Origin of the sequence: Syntrophotalea acetylenica (assembly GCF_001888165.1) — a bacterium.
Lineage (GTDB): Bacteria > Desulfobacterota > Desulfuromonadia > Desulfuromonadales > Syntrophotaleaceae > Syntrophotalea > Syntrophotalea acetylenica.
Window position 1 is genome coordinate 2,063,663 of the sequence record NZ_CP015455.1, and the last position, 14,405, is coordinate 2,078,067.

General features: G+C 56.2%; 14 protein-coding genes and 1 riboswitch. Of the genes, 9 read left to right on the forward strand and 5 right to left on the reverse strand.

What is annotated here, in order from left to right; genetic code table 11:
* The first annotated feature begins 198 nt into the window (after window positions 1–198).
* From A6070_RS15590 to A6070_RS09545, 4 genes are all read left to right on the forward strand, one after another.
* Window positions 199–345, forward strand: a complete 147-nt coding sequence (locus tag A6070_RS15590) for a nucleoside-diphosphate kinase (protein WP_158513962.1) — start codon at window positions 199–201, stop codon at window positions 343–345.
* A gap of 26 nt (window positions 346–371) precedes the next feature.
* Entirely contained in the window at window positions 372–1,145 is a 774-nt protein-coding gene (locus A6070_RS09535) for an SDR family NAD(P)-dependent oxidoreductase (protein ID WP_072285540.1), read from the forward strand.
* 278 nt (window positions 1,146–1,423) lie between these two features.
* Window positions 1,424–2,428 (forward strand): YhdH/YhfP family quinone oxidoreductase, encoded by a 1,005-nt coding sequence (locus A6070_RS09540; RefSeq protein ID WP_072285541.1) that lies wholly within the window; start codon window positions 1,424–1,426, stop codon window positions 2,426–2,428.
* 305 nt (window positions 2,429–2,733) lie between these two features.
* Window positions 2,734–3,207: a thioredoxin fold domain-containing protein gene (locus A6070_RS09545; RefSeq protein WP_072285542.1), complete on the forward strand. Its 474-nt coding sequence runs from the start codon at window positions 2,734–2,736 to the stop codon at window positions 3,205–3,207.
* A gap of 211 nt (window positions 3,208–3,418) precedes the next feature.
* On the opposite strand, the gene A6070_RS16735 is transcribed toward A6070_RS09545, so the two are convergent.
* Window positions 3,419–3,796 (reverse strand): group II intron maturase-specific domain-containing protein, encoded by a 378-nt coding sequence (locus tag A6070_RS16735; protein ID WP_072285543.1) that lies wholly within the window; start codon window positions 3,794–3,796, stop codon window positions 3,419–3,421.
* Window positions 3,797–4,002: 206 nt separating this feature from the next.
* Between A6070_RS16735 and A6070_RS09555 the strand changes: the two genes are divergently transcribed.
* Window positions 4,003–4,422, forward strand: coding sequence for an OsmC family protein (locus tag A6070_RS09555; protein WP_072285544.1), 420 nt, complete (start codon window positions 4,003–4,005; stop codon window positions 4,420–4,422).
* A 109-nt stretch (window positions 4,423–4,531) separates the two neighbouring features.
* Here A6070_RS09555 and A6070_RS09560 read toward each other — a convergent pair whose 3' ends face one another.
* The 4 genes from A6070_RS09560 to A6070_RS09575 all read right to left on the reverse strand — a co-directional run bounded on the left by A6070_RS09560 (window position 4,532) and on the right by A6070_RS09575 (window position 7,947).
* Window positions 4,532–5,065, reverse strand: a complete 534-nt coding sequence (locus tag A6070_RS09560) for a MerR family transcriptional regulator (RefSeq protein ID WP_072285545.1) — start codon at window positions 5,063–5,065, stop codon at window positions 4,532–4,534.
* Between the two features lie 59 nt (window positions 5,066–5,124).
* Complete coding sequence (locus A6070_RS09565) at window positions 5,125–5,307, reverse strand: MerR family transcriptional regulator (RefSeq protein ID WP_072285546.1); 183 nt, start codon at window positions 5,305–5,307, stop codon at window positions 5,125–5,127.
* Window positions 5,308–5,844: 537 nt separating this feature from the next.
* Window positions 5,845–6,282, reverse strand: coding sequence for a nucleoside deaminase (locus A6070_RS09570; protein WP_072285547.1), 438 nt, complete (start codon window positions 6,280–6,282; stop codon window positions 5,845–5,847).
* Between the two features lie 111 nt (window positions 6,283–6,393).
* Window positions 6,394–7,947 carry an acetolactate synthase large subunit gene (locus A6070_RS09575; protein WP_072285548.1) on the reverse strand — a complete coding sequence of 518 codons (1,554 nt, stop codon included), beginning with the start codon at window positions 7,945–7,947 and terminating at the stop codon, window positions 6,394–6,396.
* Window positions 7,948–8,418: 471 nt separating this feature from the next.
* Window positions 8,419–8,496, forward strand: a riboswitch (cyclic di-GMP riboswitch).
* Window positions 8,497–8,621: 125 nt separating this feature from the next.
* Between A6070_RS09575 and A6070_RS09580 the strand changes: the two genes are divergently transcribed.
* The 4 genes from A6070_RS09580 to A6070_RS09595 all read left to right on the forward strand — a co-directional run bounded on the left by A6070_RS09580 (window position 8,622) and on the right by A6070_RS09595 (window position 14,134).
* On the forward strand, window positions 8,622–10,202 hold the full coding sequence (locus A6070_RS09580) for a hypothetical protein (RefSeq protein ID WP_072285549.1): 1,581 nt from the start codon (window positions 8,622–8,624) through the stop codon (window positions 10,200–10,202).
* Window positions 10,199–11,860, forward strand: a complete 1,662-nt coding sequence (locus A6070_RS09585; RefSeq protein WP_072285550.1) for a hypothetical protein — start codon at window positions 10,199–10,201, stop codon at window positions 11,858–11,860. Before A6070_RS09580 ends, A6070_RS09585 begins: the two co-directional genes overlap by 4 nt.
* Before the next feature lie 67 nt (window positions 11,861–11,927).
* On the forward strand, window positions 11,928–13,385 hold the full coding sequence (locus tag A6070_RS09590; protein ID WP_158513963.1) for a DUF1254 domain-containing protein: 1,458 nt from the start codon (window positions 11,928–11,930) through the stop codon (window positions 13,383–13,385).
* Window positions 13,386–13,471: 86 nt separating this feature from the next.
* On the forward strand, window positions 13,472–14,134 hold the full coding sequence (locus A6070_RS09595) for an aspartate/glutamate racemase family protein (RefSeq protein WP_072285551.1): 663 nt from the start codon (window positions 13,472–13,474) through the stop codon (window positions 14,132–14,134).
* The last annotated feature ends 271 nt before the right edge of the window (window positions 14,135–14,405 follow it).

Sequence of the window (14,405 nt, forward strand, 5' to 3'; positions counted from 1 at the left end):
ATGTATGAACAAGATTCCCATTTTCTCATGGAGGTTATTTTCAGTTCCTTTGCAGATCCGTAGAGCAAGGGTTTTGAGGGTTGAGGAGGTTTGCTGCATATAGAGATCGGGGCCGGGAACAGGGATTTTTTGTTGACCGTTCTCATGAAGGGGTGATAAGTTCGCAAGCAGGGTTGCGGTCGTCGCAGGGGGCCGATTTTGGCGCCGGCTCCGCCGACCCTGAAAAGGCAATTTCTTATCACCATCACCGAGAGCATCGAACGCAACGCCAACCATGGTTCAACTGTCTCGGACACCGCGGCGCTTGAGCTGGGCTACTGGTTTTTCAGTGTGGATCTGCCCTAGCGCAGAAATTGCAAAGGGAGAACCTCTTGCGACTCAAAGACAAAGTCGCCATCGTCACAGGCGCCAGCCAGGGCATCGGACAGGTGATCGCCACGCGAATGGCCGAAGAAGGCGCCAAAGTGGTGCTCGTGGCCCGCTCCAAGGCCAATCTCGAGGAAACGGCCAAGCAGATCGCGGATAAGGGCGGTACCTGCCTGATCCTTCCCACGGACATCACCGCCGAGAGCGCGGTCAGCCAGATGGTGGGGGACACCCTCTCGGCCTACGGCACCATCGACATCCTCGTCAACAACTCGGGTGTGGCTGGAGAGATGGGGCCCCTCGAAGAGATCTCCATGGATGGCTGGGAGGATTGCTTCCGGGTGAATGTGACCGGCATGTTCCTCTGCTGCAAGCACGTGGTGCCCATCATGAAGGAAAGCCGCGCGGGCCGGATCGTGAACATCAGCTCCATAACCGGCAAGCGCCCTCTCGTCCACCGTTCCCCCTACGCCGCCTCCAAGATGGCCGTCCTTGGCCTCACGCGCACCCTCGCGTTTGAGGTCGGTGAGTACGGCATCACCGTGAACACGGTCTGCCCGGGCGCGACCGAGGGCCCGCGTATCCGCAAAGTGATTGCCAACGAGGCCCAGGCTCTGGGCATCTCCCTCAAGGACGCCGAGAAGAATTTTACAGGCCCCCTCAACACCCTGGTCGAACCTGAGGATACCGCCAACATGTGCATCTACCTCTGCTCCGAGGAGGCCGCGCACATGACCGGCCAGGATATTAACGTCACGGGCGGGCTTTGTTGGTATTGAGGCCCGCGTTCCTGTTCGTCTCCAGACCCCTCTGTTCCATTTCTGAGTCATCCACCATGCACATGAAAAACAAGACCGCGACCTTGGCCGGTGCGAGCCGAGGCATAAGCCGCGTGATCGCCAGATTCTCGACCCCCCCCACATATGGGAGGGGCCCATAAAGCTTTGTATTGAAAAATTATGTTTGCGACTTGGAAGTCTTCTTTTTTCTTTTATAAATTAGAGGTAGAGCCTTTTTGCACTATCAAACATCTGCGTTTCGAAAGGGAGAGACTGCGATGTCGGTGAAAACTTTTTCAGCTTTTATTGTTGAAGAAAAAGAACCAAAAAACTTTTCCATGAAAGTCGGCACAAGATCTGTGCAGGATCTACCGATTGGAGAGCTTTTGGTAAAGGTCCACTACTCATCTTTGAATTATAAAGATGCTTTGTCCGCTACTGGCCAATTCGGCATAACCAAGAAGTATCCTCATACTCCGGGTATCGACGCTGCGGGCGAGGTGGTTGAATCCGCCGTCAGCGCCTTCAAGCCGGGTGACAAAGTAATTGTGACAAGCTATGACCTGGGCATGGACACCCCGGGCGCCTTTGGCCAGTATATTCGTGTCCCGTCCGCATGGGCACTGCCTCTGCCAGAAGGTCTTTCTCTGAAAGAAAGTATGATTTTGGGTACGGCGGGCTTAACCGCCGGGATGATGATTCGGAAGCTAATTGGTAACGGTGTAAAACCTGAGGAAGGTGATATCCTCGTTACCGGCGCTACAGGTGGCGTGGGGAGCATAGCTGTGGCGATACTGGCCAAGCTGGGATTCCAGGTCGTAGCAGCGACCGGCAAAGCGTCGGAGAAGGGGTTTCTCACTGGCCTTGGCGCTTCCAGGATCATTGGCAGGGAAGAAGTTCTTGCCGGGCTGGATCAACCCCTGATGGAGGAGCGGTGGTCCGGCGTTGTGGACGTAGTGGGTGGCGACATGCTGGCCGCCGCGATCAAGTCGACCCGTTATAACGGGTCCGTGGCATGCTGCGGACTGGTCGGTTCCCTTGAGTTGCCTCTCAATGTCTTGCCGTTCATCCTAAGGGGGGTCAGCCTGCTGGGGGTCGATTCGGTACAGTGTCCCATGGGGCCACGCAAACTGGCATGGGAGAAGCTTGCCGGCGAATGGAAACCGAACCATCTGGAGAGCATCAGCATGGAATGCACTCTCAAGAACCTTGAGCAGGAAATCCATGCCATCCTTAAAGGTGCTTTGCGAGGTCGCATCGTAATCAACTTACTTAGTAGCTAAAACTGTAAGCGCCACGGGTAAGTAATTAAGGACTGAGCGACCTCTGCCTTTTGCTCCCTGATTCTTAATTGTTGAGTGCTGAAACACCTTGGGCAGAAAAACATAGGTGGTTTTCATCCGGAGTTTCCGGATGGATACTAGGCTGAGATTAAACGGTCATTTTCTCTACTACGAGCGAAAGGAGACGGGCGATGGCCGAGATCAGGTGGGAGAAAGATTTCAGCGCCGTGCAGAAGCGGGCAAAGGCAGAAAAAAAGCCGATTTTTCTCGATTTCTGGTTCGATGGGTGACTGGGCTGCATCGCCATGAATACGGGTCCGTATTCCAGCCAGGAAGTACAGAAATCCATAGAACAGCGGTTCATCCCGTTGAAAAGCGAATGTTTCTGGGACAAGCGAACCGACCTCATGAATCGGTTCCTGGTCAAGTGGACACCCACTCTGCTGATTCTCGACGCCGAAGGTAAGGAACACCATCGGATGGTGGGGTACATCCCCGATGACGACTTTCTTGCCCACCTGGAGTTGGGCTTGGGAAAGATCGCCTTCAACGAGGACCGATATGCCGAGGCGGGGGACCATTTTCAGGCGGTAGTCAACCGGCACCCGAAAGCGGGAGCGGTCCCTGAAGCGGTTTTCTTGAACGGCGTGGCCGGCTACAGAAGGCTCCAAGACCCCAAGCCTTTGCGCTTGGCCTATGAATCCCTGTCGGAAAGGTATCCACAGAGCGAATGGGCGCGAAGATCAAAGCCCTATGCTCAAATTCCCCTGGATGAATAGAGTCCAATCGAGCAGGATGAGGTGAGTTGATCAATACTCACCTCATCCCTCTCACAGAACCGTGCGTACGGGCCTCGTACACGGCTCCTGTCCATTCTTCTCTCAATATTCTTGAGGCAGATAACCCGTTTTCACTCTGCTCAAATCAAATAATCCCAGCTCTTCAAGCCAGCTGTTGGGTATCGCATAGTTGGCCAAGGAACTTGCGGCATTACGCCACGATTGCATCCTGATCGCCTTGAACTCGCTTTGATAACCTAAGTTGCCGGAGTCTACGATGGAGCCGTTGCGGCTTTCTCCACAACGCCAACTGCTTGGCTCGCAGGCGCCTGCGGACCCAACGGGCCAGCTCCTGGAACTGTTTGCAGCAGTGCGCTACCCGGAGGGAGTTGGCGAATCCCCGCAGAACCGGGTTCAGATCTTTGATCACCTGTTCCAGATTGACCGGGGAGTTGCGCCGGGTTATGCGCCTGACCTTGTCTTTGAACTGCTGAACCTTGTCACTGCGGATGCGGGTGTAGCAGCTCTCGATGGTGACGCCAAGTGGTCGAGGGCCTTTGGTGTCTGACAGATGGTGATTCTTGTTCAAAAGATAGATCCTCCTTTATTAAATTAAGCTCAATTGCAAAATGCGTTTTTATTGGTAGTATTTTTACAAATTGGCTAAAAATGGTTTTTCATTTCAGACGTTAATTCGTTGATTTATTGTTAGAGTCCAACCAAGTGGCGTAAGAAGACCTATAAATAAATTGAAAAACCCCGTTTTTGCAGTGCCGGGATGAAAAGGAGGATGGTATGCAAGTTCGCACTTCTAACGCTGAATGGAAAGGCACATTGGAAAAAGGTAGCGGTACCATGTCTCTGGCCAGCGGGACATACGAGGGGCCTTATACATTTGCCTCCCGGTTTGAGAACGGTCCAGGAACGAATCCAGAAGAGCTTATCGGGGCTGCAATTGCTGGCTGTTACTCGATGTTCCTGTCGGCACTTCTTTCCAACGCCGGTTTTGAGCCGACGCGCATCACGACTTCCGCTGCTGTTGTTCTGGGTGATGGGCCCGCCATTACCTCGATTACCCTTGAAACTGAGGGAGTGGTGCCGAATCTCACGGAGCAGGTCTTTCAGGACAAGGCCGAAGAGGCTAAAAGAAACTGCCCGGTCTCTAAGGCGCTGGCCGGGACTGAAATAAGGCTGGTCGCCAGGTTTTCAGAGTAACCTCTTTCTGCTGGTTTATGTGAAAGCCCCCAATGGAGATGATTGGGGGCTTTTGGTGTCTGAGAAGTGTTGATTTATGGGACTTTAGCTCGATGGGAATAAACAAGAGTCATAGCTTTCCAAGTGACCATTCTTGAATATCTCGTGCCTCACTCTCCTGGATACCTAGAGACAACAAAAATTCATGATGTGCTTCCGATGCGCGTCGCTCAAATTCAGCATGCCAAGCTTTCCTGGACTCTTCGTTCATTCCCGCAGCCTCAAGCATTTTTATCCACATTTTTTTGTCAATCACAGTGACACACTTATGACTGGTCATGTTTTTAAGCATGGCAGCAATCGAGTGTTGCTGGTTTCTGAGGAAGAGGATCTCGTCGCCAAGCTCTCCCAAACGTTTTTCAAGGATTGCTACACTTGGGCCGGAATCACCTGAGAGCATTCGTTCCACATCAGCAAGGGATAGCCCTGCTCCACGAAGCATGCATATACGCTCCAGGTACTTTCGATCGTTCTCTGAATAGCGACGATAACCAGCGGCGGTTCTCTTTGCCGCACGCAACAATCCGATACGGTCGTAGTAGAGAAGCGTGCTTTGCGACAGCCCAAATGCGCGAGCCAACTGTGAGATGGAATAGGTTTTCATGTTTTGTGTGTCATTCCATGTCGGTGGCTACGCTTGCAGCCACCGACATAAAGCCTCTGTTAGCAGCAAGTGCGAATGTTGGCGATCTTATCGGGCGAGAGCCCAAGCCACTTCAGGAATTCGGCATGAGCTTCCGGATGACGCTTCTCAAATATCTGGTGCCATTGTTTCATGGCATCATCATCTAGTCCAACCTCCTTGAACATAGCTACCCAGTCTTCTTTGCCCACATTTTTTTGCATTGTCAATCTCCTTGGAAAAGGGTTTTTATCTCTGTCACGGCCCTGACAATGCCTGTTGTAAACTGTAAACCAATAGACGGGTCAATCCAAAAAACCAGATGAAGGAACTATTTTCCCATCCCCAATTCTTTCTTTGCCCGGTATCAAAACCGGGTTTCTTCACAAATCGAGAAACCCACCAGAGGGATTTGGCATCTGTTTGCCAGAATTTTTACTATTCGGATTCTCAATCCGAAGGGGGATTACCATGTCTAAATTATCCCTTACCTTGTTTTCATCCGGAAACAGCCCTTTTCCGCCGTGGCGGCGTCAATCCGCAGGCTTGCTTGTGCGGCGTACCGATGTGCGCCTCCGCGCAACCCCTTGATTTCCTTGCCACAACGAAAAATAGCTCGTTTCCCATATGAAAACCACGATGTATCCATCCGGAGTTTCCGGATGGATACTACCTTGCCCGAACTGGGCTGGAGTCATTTTGTTAGAGTCCAATCAAGTGGTGTAACAGGGCAGCACTCTTGAAAAAAGAAGGCCATCGCGTCATTCTCCAATATCTTCATTCCACAGGTCTTGATTTTCTTTGATGAATTCTTCCATGAGCTGTTTGCACTCCCTGCTGTCGACCACGACAAGTTCCACCCCATTGGATTTCAAATACTCCTCCGGGCCCTTAAAGGTTGCATTCTCACCGATCACTACCTTGGGAATGCCATAGAGGAGGACAGCTCCACTGCACATATCACATGGAGACAGCGTCGTGTAGAGAACGGACCTTTTATAGTCAACAGCCTTCAAGCGGCCCGCATTTTCCAGACAGTCCATTTCCGCATGCAGTACCACACTTCCTTTTTGAACCCGCTGATTATGTCCGCGGCCGACGATTTTTCCGTCCAGGACCAATACGGATCCAATCGGAATACCGCCGCACGCCAAACCCTTCTTAGCTTCTTCTAAAGCGGCCTGCATATATTCATCCATCTCATACCTCCTTGTCCCCGAACCCGACTCGCTGCTGCACGCTCCAATTTCAGGCCGTCCAAAAGCATGCTTTATCGATGGCACTGGCTGTTGCGCCTCACGTCGTTCAAATCACGCCAGAACCGCCTCAATCAGGCTGGGACCACGCTCGGCGAACGAACGCAGGAGCGCGTCGGCGAACTCGCCGTCGGTGCGCACGCTGCAACCCGGCACACCAAACCCCTTCGCCAGCGCAGGCCAGTCGACCACGGGTCGCGTGAGATCAGTGAGAGCCTGCGCCTTGGGTCCGGGCTCTATGACACCGGCGCGTGCGAGTTCGGCCTGCAAAATGCGGTAGCGGCGATTCGCGCACACCACGACGGTCACGTCTGCGTTCTTCCGCGCCATCGACCAGAGGGCCTGCAGCGTGTACAGACCGCTTCCGTCGGCCTGGAACGCAATGACGCGCCGGTCCGGACAAGCGAGCGCGGCGCCTAGGGCATTGGGCAGGCCCTGGCCGATCGCCCCGCCCGTGATGAAGAGCATGGTGTGCGGCGCTGCATTGGAAGCGTGAACTGCGTTCCAGGTTAAGCTGGTGGTGGCCGCTTCGTTAACGACGATCGCATTCTCAGGCGTAAACGCTGCCAGGGCGCGACACAAGGCATCCGGGGTGAGGGGCTGGCCACCTGGCACAAAAGCTGGCATGGTCCGTGGCAGCATGGCAACCGCTGGCGCGTCCAGTTCCTGCGCGAGCGCCTCCAGCGCAAGTGCGGCATCGACACCGGTCTCCGGGTCCGTCAGGGTGCAAAGCGCTGCGCCTTCGGGCAGCAACCGTGAAGGCTGATCCGGATAGGCGAAGAAGGCGACCGGATCGCGCGTCCCCGCCAGCACCAGGCTTGCGACGTTCGCCAGTGCCTCGGTGGCCTGCTCCGGGAAATAGGGCAAAGCGGGAAAAAGAGGCACATGGCGGCCACACTCCTGGCGCGCCGGGAAGGTCTCGACCCAGACTCCGCAAGCTGTTGCAGCCGCCACCCGCGCGGCGGCGCGCAGGCCGCGTTCGGTAAGCGCATTGCCCCCGAGCAGGATGCCCCCTCGCCCCTTGCGTAGCAGGCGGGCCGCCTCTTGGGGCGCGGGATTGCAGGTTTCACGCAGCGCGGACGACAGGGGCGCGGAGAGGGGCTCAGGTCCCGGTTCCCACTGGCAGTCAGCCGGGATGATCAGTGACGCCACGCGTCCCGGTGGTCCGAGTGCCGCCTCGACGGCTGCGAGGCTCGCTTCCGCCATCTCGTGTGCCGACTTGACTGTACGTGTCCAGCCGACACTGCCGGCAAGGGCCGCGATGTCTGAAGTCAGAGGCGCATCAAAAACGAGATGTCTTGCAGGGTGATCGCCGATCCAGTTGATGACCGGGGTGCGTGCGCGCCGGGCATTGTGCAGGTTCGCGATTCCATTGGCAAAGCCGGGCCCGAGGTGCAGCAGCGTCGCAGCTGGCCGTCCCGTCATGCGGGCCCATCCGTCGGCAGCGCCGGTACAAACGCCCTCGAACAGCCCGAGCACGACACGCATTCCAGACACGCGGTCGAGGGCCACCACAATCGGCATCTCGGTGGTGCCGGGGTTTGCGAAGCAGATCTCCACGCCCGCGCGCAGCGCAGTGACGACAAGGCTGAATGCACCTGTGTTCATTCGCTTCTCTCCTCTGGCTTGCTGTGGTTGGTTCCGCCGCGGCCCATGATCGGTCCTTGGCGCCCGCATAGGTCTAATCAGCTCCCCTCCCCAACCTATTGATGACCAATTAAATCAGCATTTATACCAGGGACAAAGGCTTCAGCTTCCAATAGAACATTTATCAGATACCGGGATATCTGCAATTCAACGTCATTCTGAAGTATTTGAACCACCCACCTGCGGAAGTTTGTTGGTATCCATCCGGGAATTCCGGGTGGATACCGCGTAGTTTTCATATGGGAAACGAGCTATTTCCCATCGTGCCAAGGAAATCAATGGGTTGCGTGGAGACATACAACGATACGCTGCACAAGCAAGCCTGCGAGTTGACGCCGCCATGGCGAAAAAGGGCTGTTTCCCTATAAAAAATGATAAGTTGACAACCAAAATCTGGAGGATATCTTTTTACAATATGACAAGTGAGTGAGCCATAGTCAAAGCTAAACCCCTCGTGAGGGGGGACGGAAAGCGGCGGGTCTTCCCGAAGAAGACGGCCGAGCTGCCAAAGGTTCTTTTTTGGCAGTTCGGCCGTTTTTTTATTGGAAAAAATCGAAGGAAAAGAGTCTGGCTGCCGGCATTCATTCGAACCAGACCTCCAGACTTCGGCCCCTGATTCGAAAGGAGATGACAAAATGATCGCTCATGGAAAGAATCTCGTCCGTTTTCTGTTCGTTTTCGCCCTCTTTTTTGGAATCGCAGGGGCCAATGCATGGGGCGCCAGCGTCATGTCCCAGAACAAGGTCCCCGGGCAGGTCGAGAGCAAGGCCCGCCGCCTGATGCACGACCTGAGGAAGGAGGGTTTCGAGGTCGCCCGAGGCTATTTCAAAATCTGGTCGATCGAGGAATGCGAATACACGTTCCAGAAAATGGGCATGTGCTACGGCAACAATCCCGCCGCGCCCTACATCACCTTCGCCGTCCCCCCCTGGCCGGAGGAATTCGTCGATCCCGTCACCAGCACCATGTGGGGGCCCTCCGAGCCGGGATACATCGACGTCTATCGCTTCGACCCGCGCGAGGCAATCGTCATCCTCGGCCAGCTGCCTCCCCCGGCCAGCTATTTCAGCGAGATGACGTACCTCTTTTCGCGGTGGGGGACCATTGTCGAAGACAATCCCCGATACCGGGAAATCGAGGAGGATCTGGGCGATTTCGTCCATATCTTTTTCCAGCAGGTCCCTTCCGCTCCCGAACGCTATCAGGCCGTTTCCAGTCTGAGCAATGCCGTCAACAACGTGGTCATCGAACAATCGTCCGGCTCAGCCTTCGGTCAGATCCGCCATATCATCATCACCCCGGACAAGTTCATGGACAGGGCGGTGCGCAAGTCCTTCGCCCGCATCTCGGTCAAGGACGAGGAGGTTTTCACCGAGCAGATCCCCTCCGACATGAATATCGGCCTCTACGAGGATGCGGATGATTTTTTCACGTTCTTCCGCTATGCCCACCCGGACCCGGACGAGACAATCGCTGCGGATGACTGGAGGAAAGAGCTGCCGATGGTCGTTCTGCGGGTCAGGGATTCCCGGACCAACCGTCACCCTGAAACCTATCCGCCGGTCGAACTGGAAGAGAGAACGGCGGAGGACGAACACTGGCTCGAGCCCGACGTGGGGAGGCTTCTGGAGGCAGTCGCCGAAAAGTGGGGTCAGCCCTGCGCCGAAGAGGGTTGTACGGACCGGGCGGAGAACTTCCGGGACGTGCAGAATGCGCCCATCCATCTCATCGGTTCGCTCTGCAACGAGTACAACCAGGACTGCATCGGCGACAACTGGGACGCCGCCTATCAGCTCCTCCTGCCCAAGTCCCTCGACGACGGCCAGATCTACGCCGTCGCCGGCACCCTGGGCACGGAAACAGGGAATGCGACCTACGTCGCCCTCAGCATCAATCAGAGATCGCACTTCAAAGGGATCAAGAACATCCCCCATGAAGAGATCACAGGCAGCGCGAACGGGTACAGCCCAGATGTGGACAACACCGACAAGCTCTTTCTGGTCTATTTCACCCGGGACTGCTCCGACCTGAAGGACCTGACGGATGGCCATTGCGTCGAGATCCCTACGACGCTGATCCCGGTGGGAGACAGCATCGTCCTCGCGGTGCGCGACTACATCAAGCCCGGCACCCGACGGGGCCCTAACTCCTCACTCGTTCTGCCGTCAAGAATGCTTCAACTGGAAAGGCCAACAGAGGAAGGAGAAATCCCATGAAGGGACAATGGTTTCAGGTGCTGATGCTTCTGGCAATCTTTTATCCCCAGACGGCATTGGCCGGAGATAAGGCGGAGAAAGCGCCCGGGCTCACGACCTACACCCTTGACGCCCATGCCTCGGGAACGATCGAAACAATCAACAACATCGTCAACATGACGGTGGTTTCCAGGGACACCAACGACCTGAAAGCCGAGTACCGGGCCGGGTTCGTCCAGGGCAAACTCCAGGGAGAAACCATCCTGTCGGCCCGGGACAATGCCTGGGACAACGCCTACCTGATCGACCCTTCCCACTCCTTTCCCAAACAGCCCGGCCCCAGCCTGAATGAATTGGAAGAAGCGGGTGGACTGCTGAACGCCAATTATGCTGCATTTCTCGATTATCTCGAAAATCCGGAGACCAACGCAGCCGTGGCCTGGCGCCTGAAGAGACTGCTGTTCAGGATGCTCGGCATCTATCACGGGGTGGTGCTCGACCGGCCGGCCAATCTCGACTTTTCCGGGAACTGGCTTCCCGACGGCATTTATTTTCAGCCCTGGGAGCTTGCGCTGGGATATGAAGCCGAGGACCTCACCTTTTTGGATCTCTATTTCGTGAACGCCTTCTGCGACCTGCTGGACGTCATCTCCTTCTCGCCGGAACTGGCGCCCGGCGGCGCGCGGCTCACCGATCATCCGGAAAAATGCTCCGCCTTCCTGAAGCGCGTCGGCAGCGAAGTCATCCTCACCCACAACACCTGGTCGGGTTTTCTCTCCCAGACCATGATTCAGACCCTCGCCGTCAACGACGACCTGTTGACCTTCAACGCCGTGAGCCCCGGCCTGATCGGCTCGAACACCGATTTTGGCTACAACAACAAGGGCATCATGTTCAACGAGACCACCCACAGGGCGTCCTACAGCCAGGTCAAGCCCCTGGGGCTGTGGGTCTTCTGGCGAGCAGCCCTGGCAGAACAGTTCTCACGCTCCATTGACGATTTCTTTGCTTACATCTCCCTGGACAATACCGGCACCTACCAGAACGGCTACATGCTGGCGGATGCCAACACCGGCGAAACCGGTCTGGTGGAGATGTCCCATCGCTGCTTCATCTTTTACCGCTCGACCGGCGGCCCTTACACGGTCACCAGCCTGTCGCTGGACGGCGGCGCCTGCTCCACCGAATACGACGGCGAGATGGTCACGCCGGAATACCTGATGGGCATCAACTATCCGGCTTCGCTGCAGGTGCGCCAGGATCTTCAATCCACCGACAACCGTCCCGCCCGCAGGGTGCAGTTCGCGAAGCTGCTCCCCCATGTCAATAACGTACAGAGGGCCAAACAGGTCATCACCTACACCGATCCGAACAATCCCCTATCGATTTTCGGGCGATGGGATCCGGGTTATGGGGAGACCGATTATCCCAAGCAGATCCCGGACGGGGCCCTCGATGCGAAGGTCGGGTCGACGGAAATGGTGCGTGCCTTCATGGATTTATCCGGCGAGCTCGATCTTTCGTCACAAAATACCGGTTTCTGGATGCTCTTCGGCACCCCCCGGATCCATGGCAAGCCCTTCATCTGGAGCGAATCCATGTGGTCCTGGCAGCCCTTGCGGGACGTTCCTGACCGGCTGGACGGCAAATTTACGTTGATGCCTTTGTACTTGAAGTGACGTGATCAACCGTAATCCCTTTCCTCTCAAAGCGACGGACATTCAACCCTCAATAATGGAGGTGCCGATGCTTCGCAAAAACAGAGTTGCTTGCCTGTCTGTTCTTGCCGCTGTTCTCCTGTCAGCAGCCTTGTGGTTCGGGGAAGCTGCCGGGATAGACGCAGTCACGATGCAAACCCCTGCCCACTCCGACACGCTGGAAACCGCCATCGATGCCTACATCTACGGCTATCCGCTGGTACTGATCGAATTCACCCGGCAGATCATGCTGACGTCCGGGCAGCTGCAGGCGATGAATCAATTCACCCATACCTGCCAGCTACTGACTCCCGACGATACGAGCGTCAGGCGCCCCAACAACGACACCCTCTACTCATCAGCCTTCCTGGATCTGCGAACCGAGCCCATTATCCTGCACGTTCCGGATACTGCGGGTTTTTATTACGTCATGCAGATCATGGATGCCTGGACCAATACGTTCGCCGCCCCCGGCACACGAACCACAGGTTCTTCCGCCCAGAACTTCGCCATCGTCGGGCCGGACTGGAAGGGACAACTGCCGCGGCCCATCAAGGTCATCAAATCCCCCACCAACATGGTCTGGATCATCGGCCGCACCCAGGTGAATACCGGCGTACCGCCGGAAGGGACGTGTTTGTCCATTGACTATTCCGACGTGCATGACATCCAGCAGCAGTATACGCTCACACCATTGAGCCAGTGGCCCGCAGAAGAGGCGCCTCCTTTCGAATGTCCGTCTCCAGTCCCCTCCATCACTCCTCCCGAACGGGTGGCGCAGCTGTCGGGGGTCGAGTTCTTCCAGATGCTCTCCGATCTCATGTGGGACAATCCTGCCGCCGGCCAGGACATGCCGGCACTGAAGAGTTTCGAAGCGATCGGCTTCGTTCCGGGCGAACCCTTCAATCCTCCCGCGAACATGGTGGCGGACATCAATGCCGCCCCGCACGCCGCCGTCCTGCTTATGAGCGATCGATTCCTGAATCTGGGGGAGACAGTGAATGGCTGGCGAGTGACAGTGTCCGATATCGGCACCTACGGCACGAACTACCTGAACCGCGCGACCATCGCCTGGGGAGCACCGGGCGCGAACCTCCCGGAAGATGGCTTTTATCCAACCACGAACAATGCCGTGGTCGATGAGAACCTGGTCCAGCTGGACAGCTCGCAGAACTATGTCATCCATTTCGACCCGGCACCGCCGGCCAACGCGTTCTGGTCCGTAACGGTTTACGACAAGGGCGGCTACCTGGTGGACAACCCCATCTGCCGTTACGCAATCCACAGCACTGACCAGGCGATTATCGGACAAACCGCCGTGGACATCCTGCTGCAGCCGGATCCGCCGCCGGACTCCAGTCAGCTGGGTTTCTGGCTCCCCACGCCTGTGGCTGACCCTGATGTCCCGAACTCGGGCAATTACAGTCTCACCCTGCGGATGTACTGGCCGGACAAGGCCGCCCTGAAGGGAAAGTGGGTACCGCCTCCGGTTCAGATCCAGGAATAATCACCTTGAGATGAAACCATGAGATGAAACCATGAGATGAAACCATGAGATGCAAACCTTACCCCGTTGGCCAAAAGGAAAAAATCATGAAACAGATGTTGATGCGTAGCTGGTTGTGCATTCTCCTTCTGTTGATTATGACGATAGGCGGATGCGCCGTGCCTCCTGCGCGGGATTTAGACAAAGATAGTGCGCGCATACACGACCTTTCTATTGCCAATGTCTCGGAAAAACGTCCCATCAAAACCATCGGCATCATCGGCGGGGTCAGCTGGGCGTCCTCGATCGAGTACTACCGCATCATGAACGAACTTGCCCGTGACCGGCTGGGCGGCCTGAGTTCCGCGCAGATCCTGATGTACTCCATCGAATTCGGCGAATTTTCCAAGCAGGAGCGACTGGCAGACAAAGGCGACTGGACGCTGATGACCCGAACCATTCTTGACGCCGCACGGCGGCTGGAGCGGGGCGGCGCGGATTTCATCGTCATCGCTTCCAACACGATTAACTCGCTTGCAGGCGCCGTCGAACAGGAAGTCGGCCTTCCCGTCCTGCATATCGCCGATGCGACAGGAGAGGCGATCCAAAAAAAAGGCCTGCGCACCGTTGCGTTGCTGGGAACCAAATACACCATGGAGCAGCCTTTTTACCGGGATCGCCTCAAGAAATATGGGGTCGAGGCACCCGGGATTGTTCCGGCCTGCAAGACATTACGGACGACCACTGCGTCGAACTCCCGATCACGATGATCCCGGAAGGAGACAGTATCGTGGTTGGGGTGCGCGACTATATCAAGCCGGACACACAGCGGGCACCCGACTCGGCTCTTGTTTTGCCTTCGAGGGCGCTCCGGCTGCAGCGGCCCGATTGACGCAATCCACCTACACCGATCCGTATACTCCCCTCTGGATTTTCGGGCGGTGGGATTGCGGTTATGGCGAAACCGATTATCCCAGGCAACTCCCGGACGGGGCGCTCGCCGCGAAGGTGGGGTCGACTGAAAAGGTGCGTGTTTTCATG

Bases quoted from the DNA above. Each gene is read 5' to 3' on its own strand.
- A6070_RS09540 (WP_072285541.1), top strand. From the start codon at position 1,424: ATGTCGGTGAAAACTTTTTCAGCTTTTATTGTTGAAGAAAAAGAACCA.
- A6070_RS09545 (WP_072285542.1), top strand. From the start codon at position 2,734: ATGAATACGGGTCCGTATTCCAGCCAGGAAGTACAGAAATCCATAGAA.
- A6070_RS09555 (WP_072285544.1), top strand. From the start codon at position 4,003: ATGCAAGTTCGCACTTCTAACGCTGAATGGAAAGGCACATTGGAAAAA.
- A6070_RS09560 (WP_072285545.1), bottom strand. From the start codon at position 5,065: ATGAAAACCTATTCCATCTCACAGTTGGCTCGCGCATTTGGGCTGTCG.
- A6070_RS09565 (WP_072285546.1), bottom strand. From the start codon at position 5,307: ATGCAAAAAAATGTGGGCAAAGAAGACTGGGTAGCTATGTTCAAGGAG.
- A6070_RS09570 (WP_072285547.1), bottom strand. From the start codon at position 6,282: ATGGATGAATATATGCAGGCCGCTTTAGAAGAAGCTAAGAAGGGTTTG.
- A6070_RS09575 (WP_072285548.1), bottom strand. From the start codon at position 7,947: ATGAACACAGGTGCATTCAGCCTTGTCGTCACTGCGCTGCGCGCGGGC.
- A6070_RS09580 (WP_072285549.1), top strand. From the start codon at position 8,622: ATGATCGCTCATGGAAAGAATCTCGTCCGTTTTCTGTTCGTTTTCGCC.
- A6070_RS09585 (WP_072285550.1), top strand. From the start codon at position 10,199: ATGAAGGGACAATGGTTTCAGGTGCTGATGCTTCTGGCAATCTTTTAT.
- A6070_RS09590 (WP_158513963.1), top strand. From the start codon at position 11,928: ATGCTTCGCAAAAACAGAGTTGCTTGCCTGTCTGTTCTTGCCGCTGTT.
- A6070_RS09595 (WP_072285551.1), top strand. From the start codon at position 13,472: ATGAAACAGATGTTGATGCGTAGCTGGTTGTGCATTCTCCTTCTGTTG.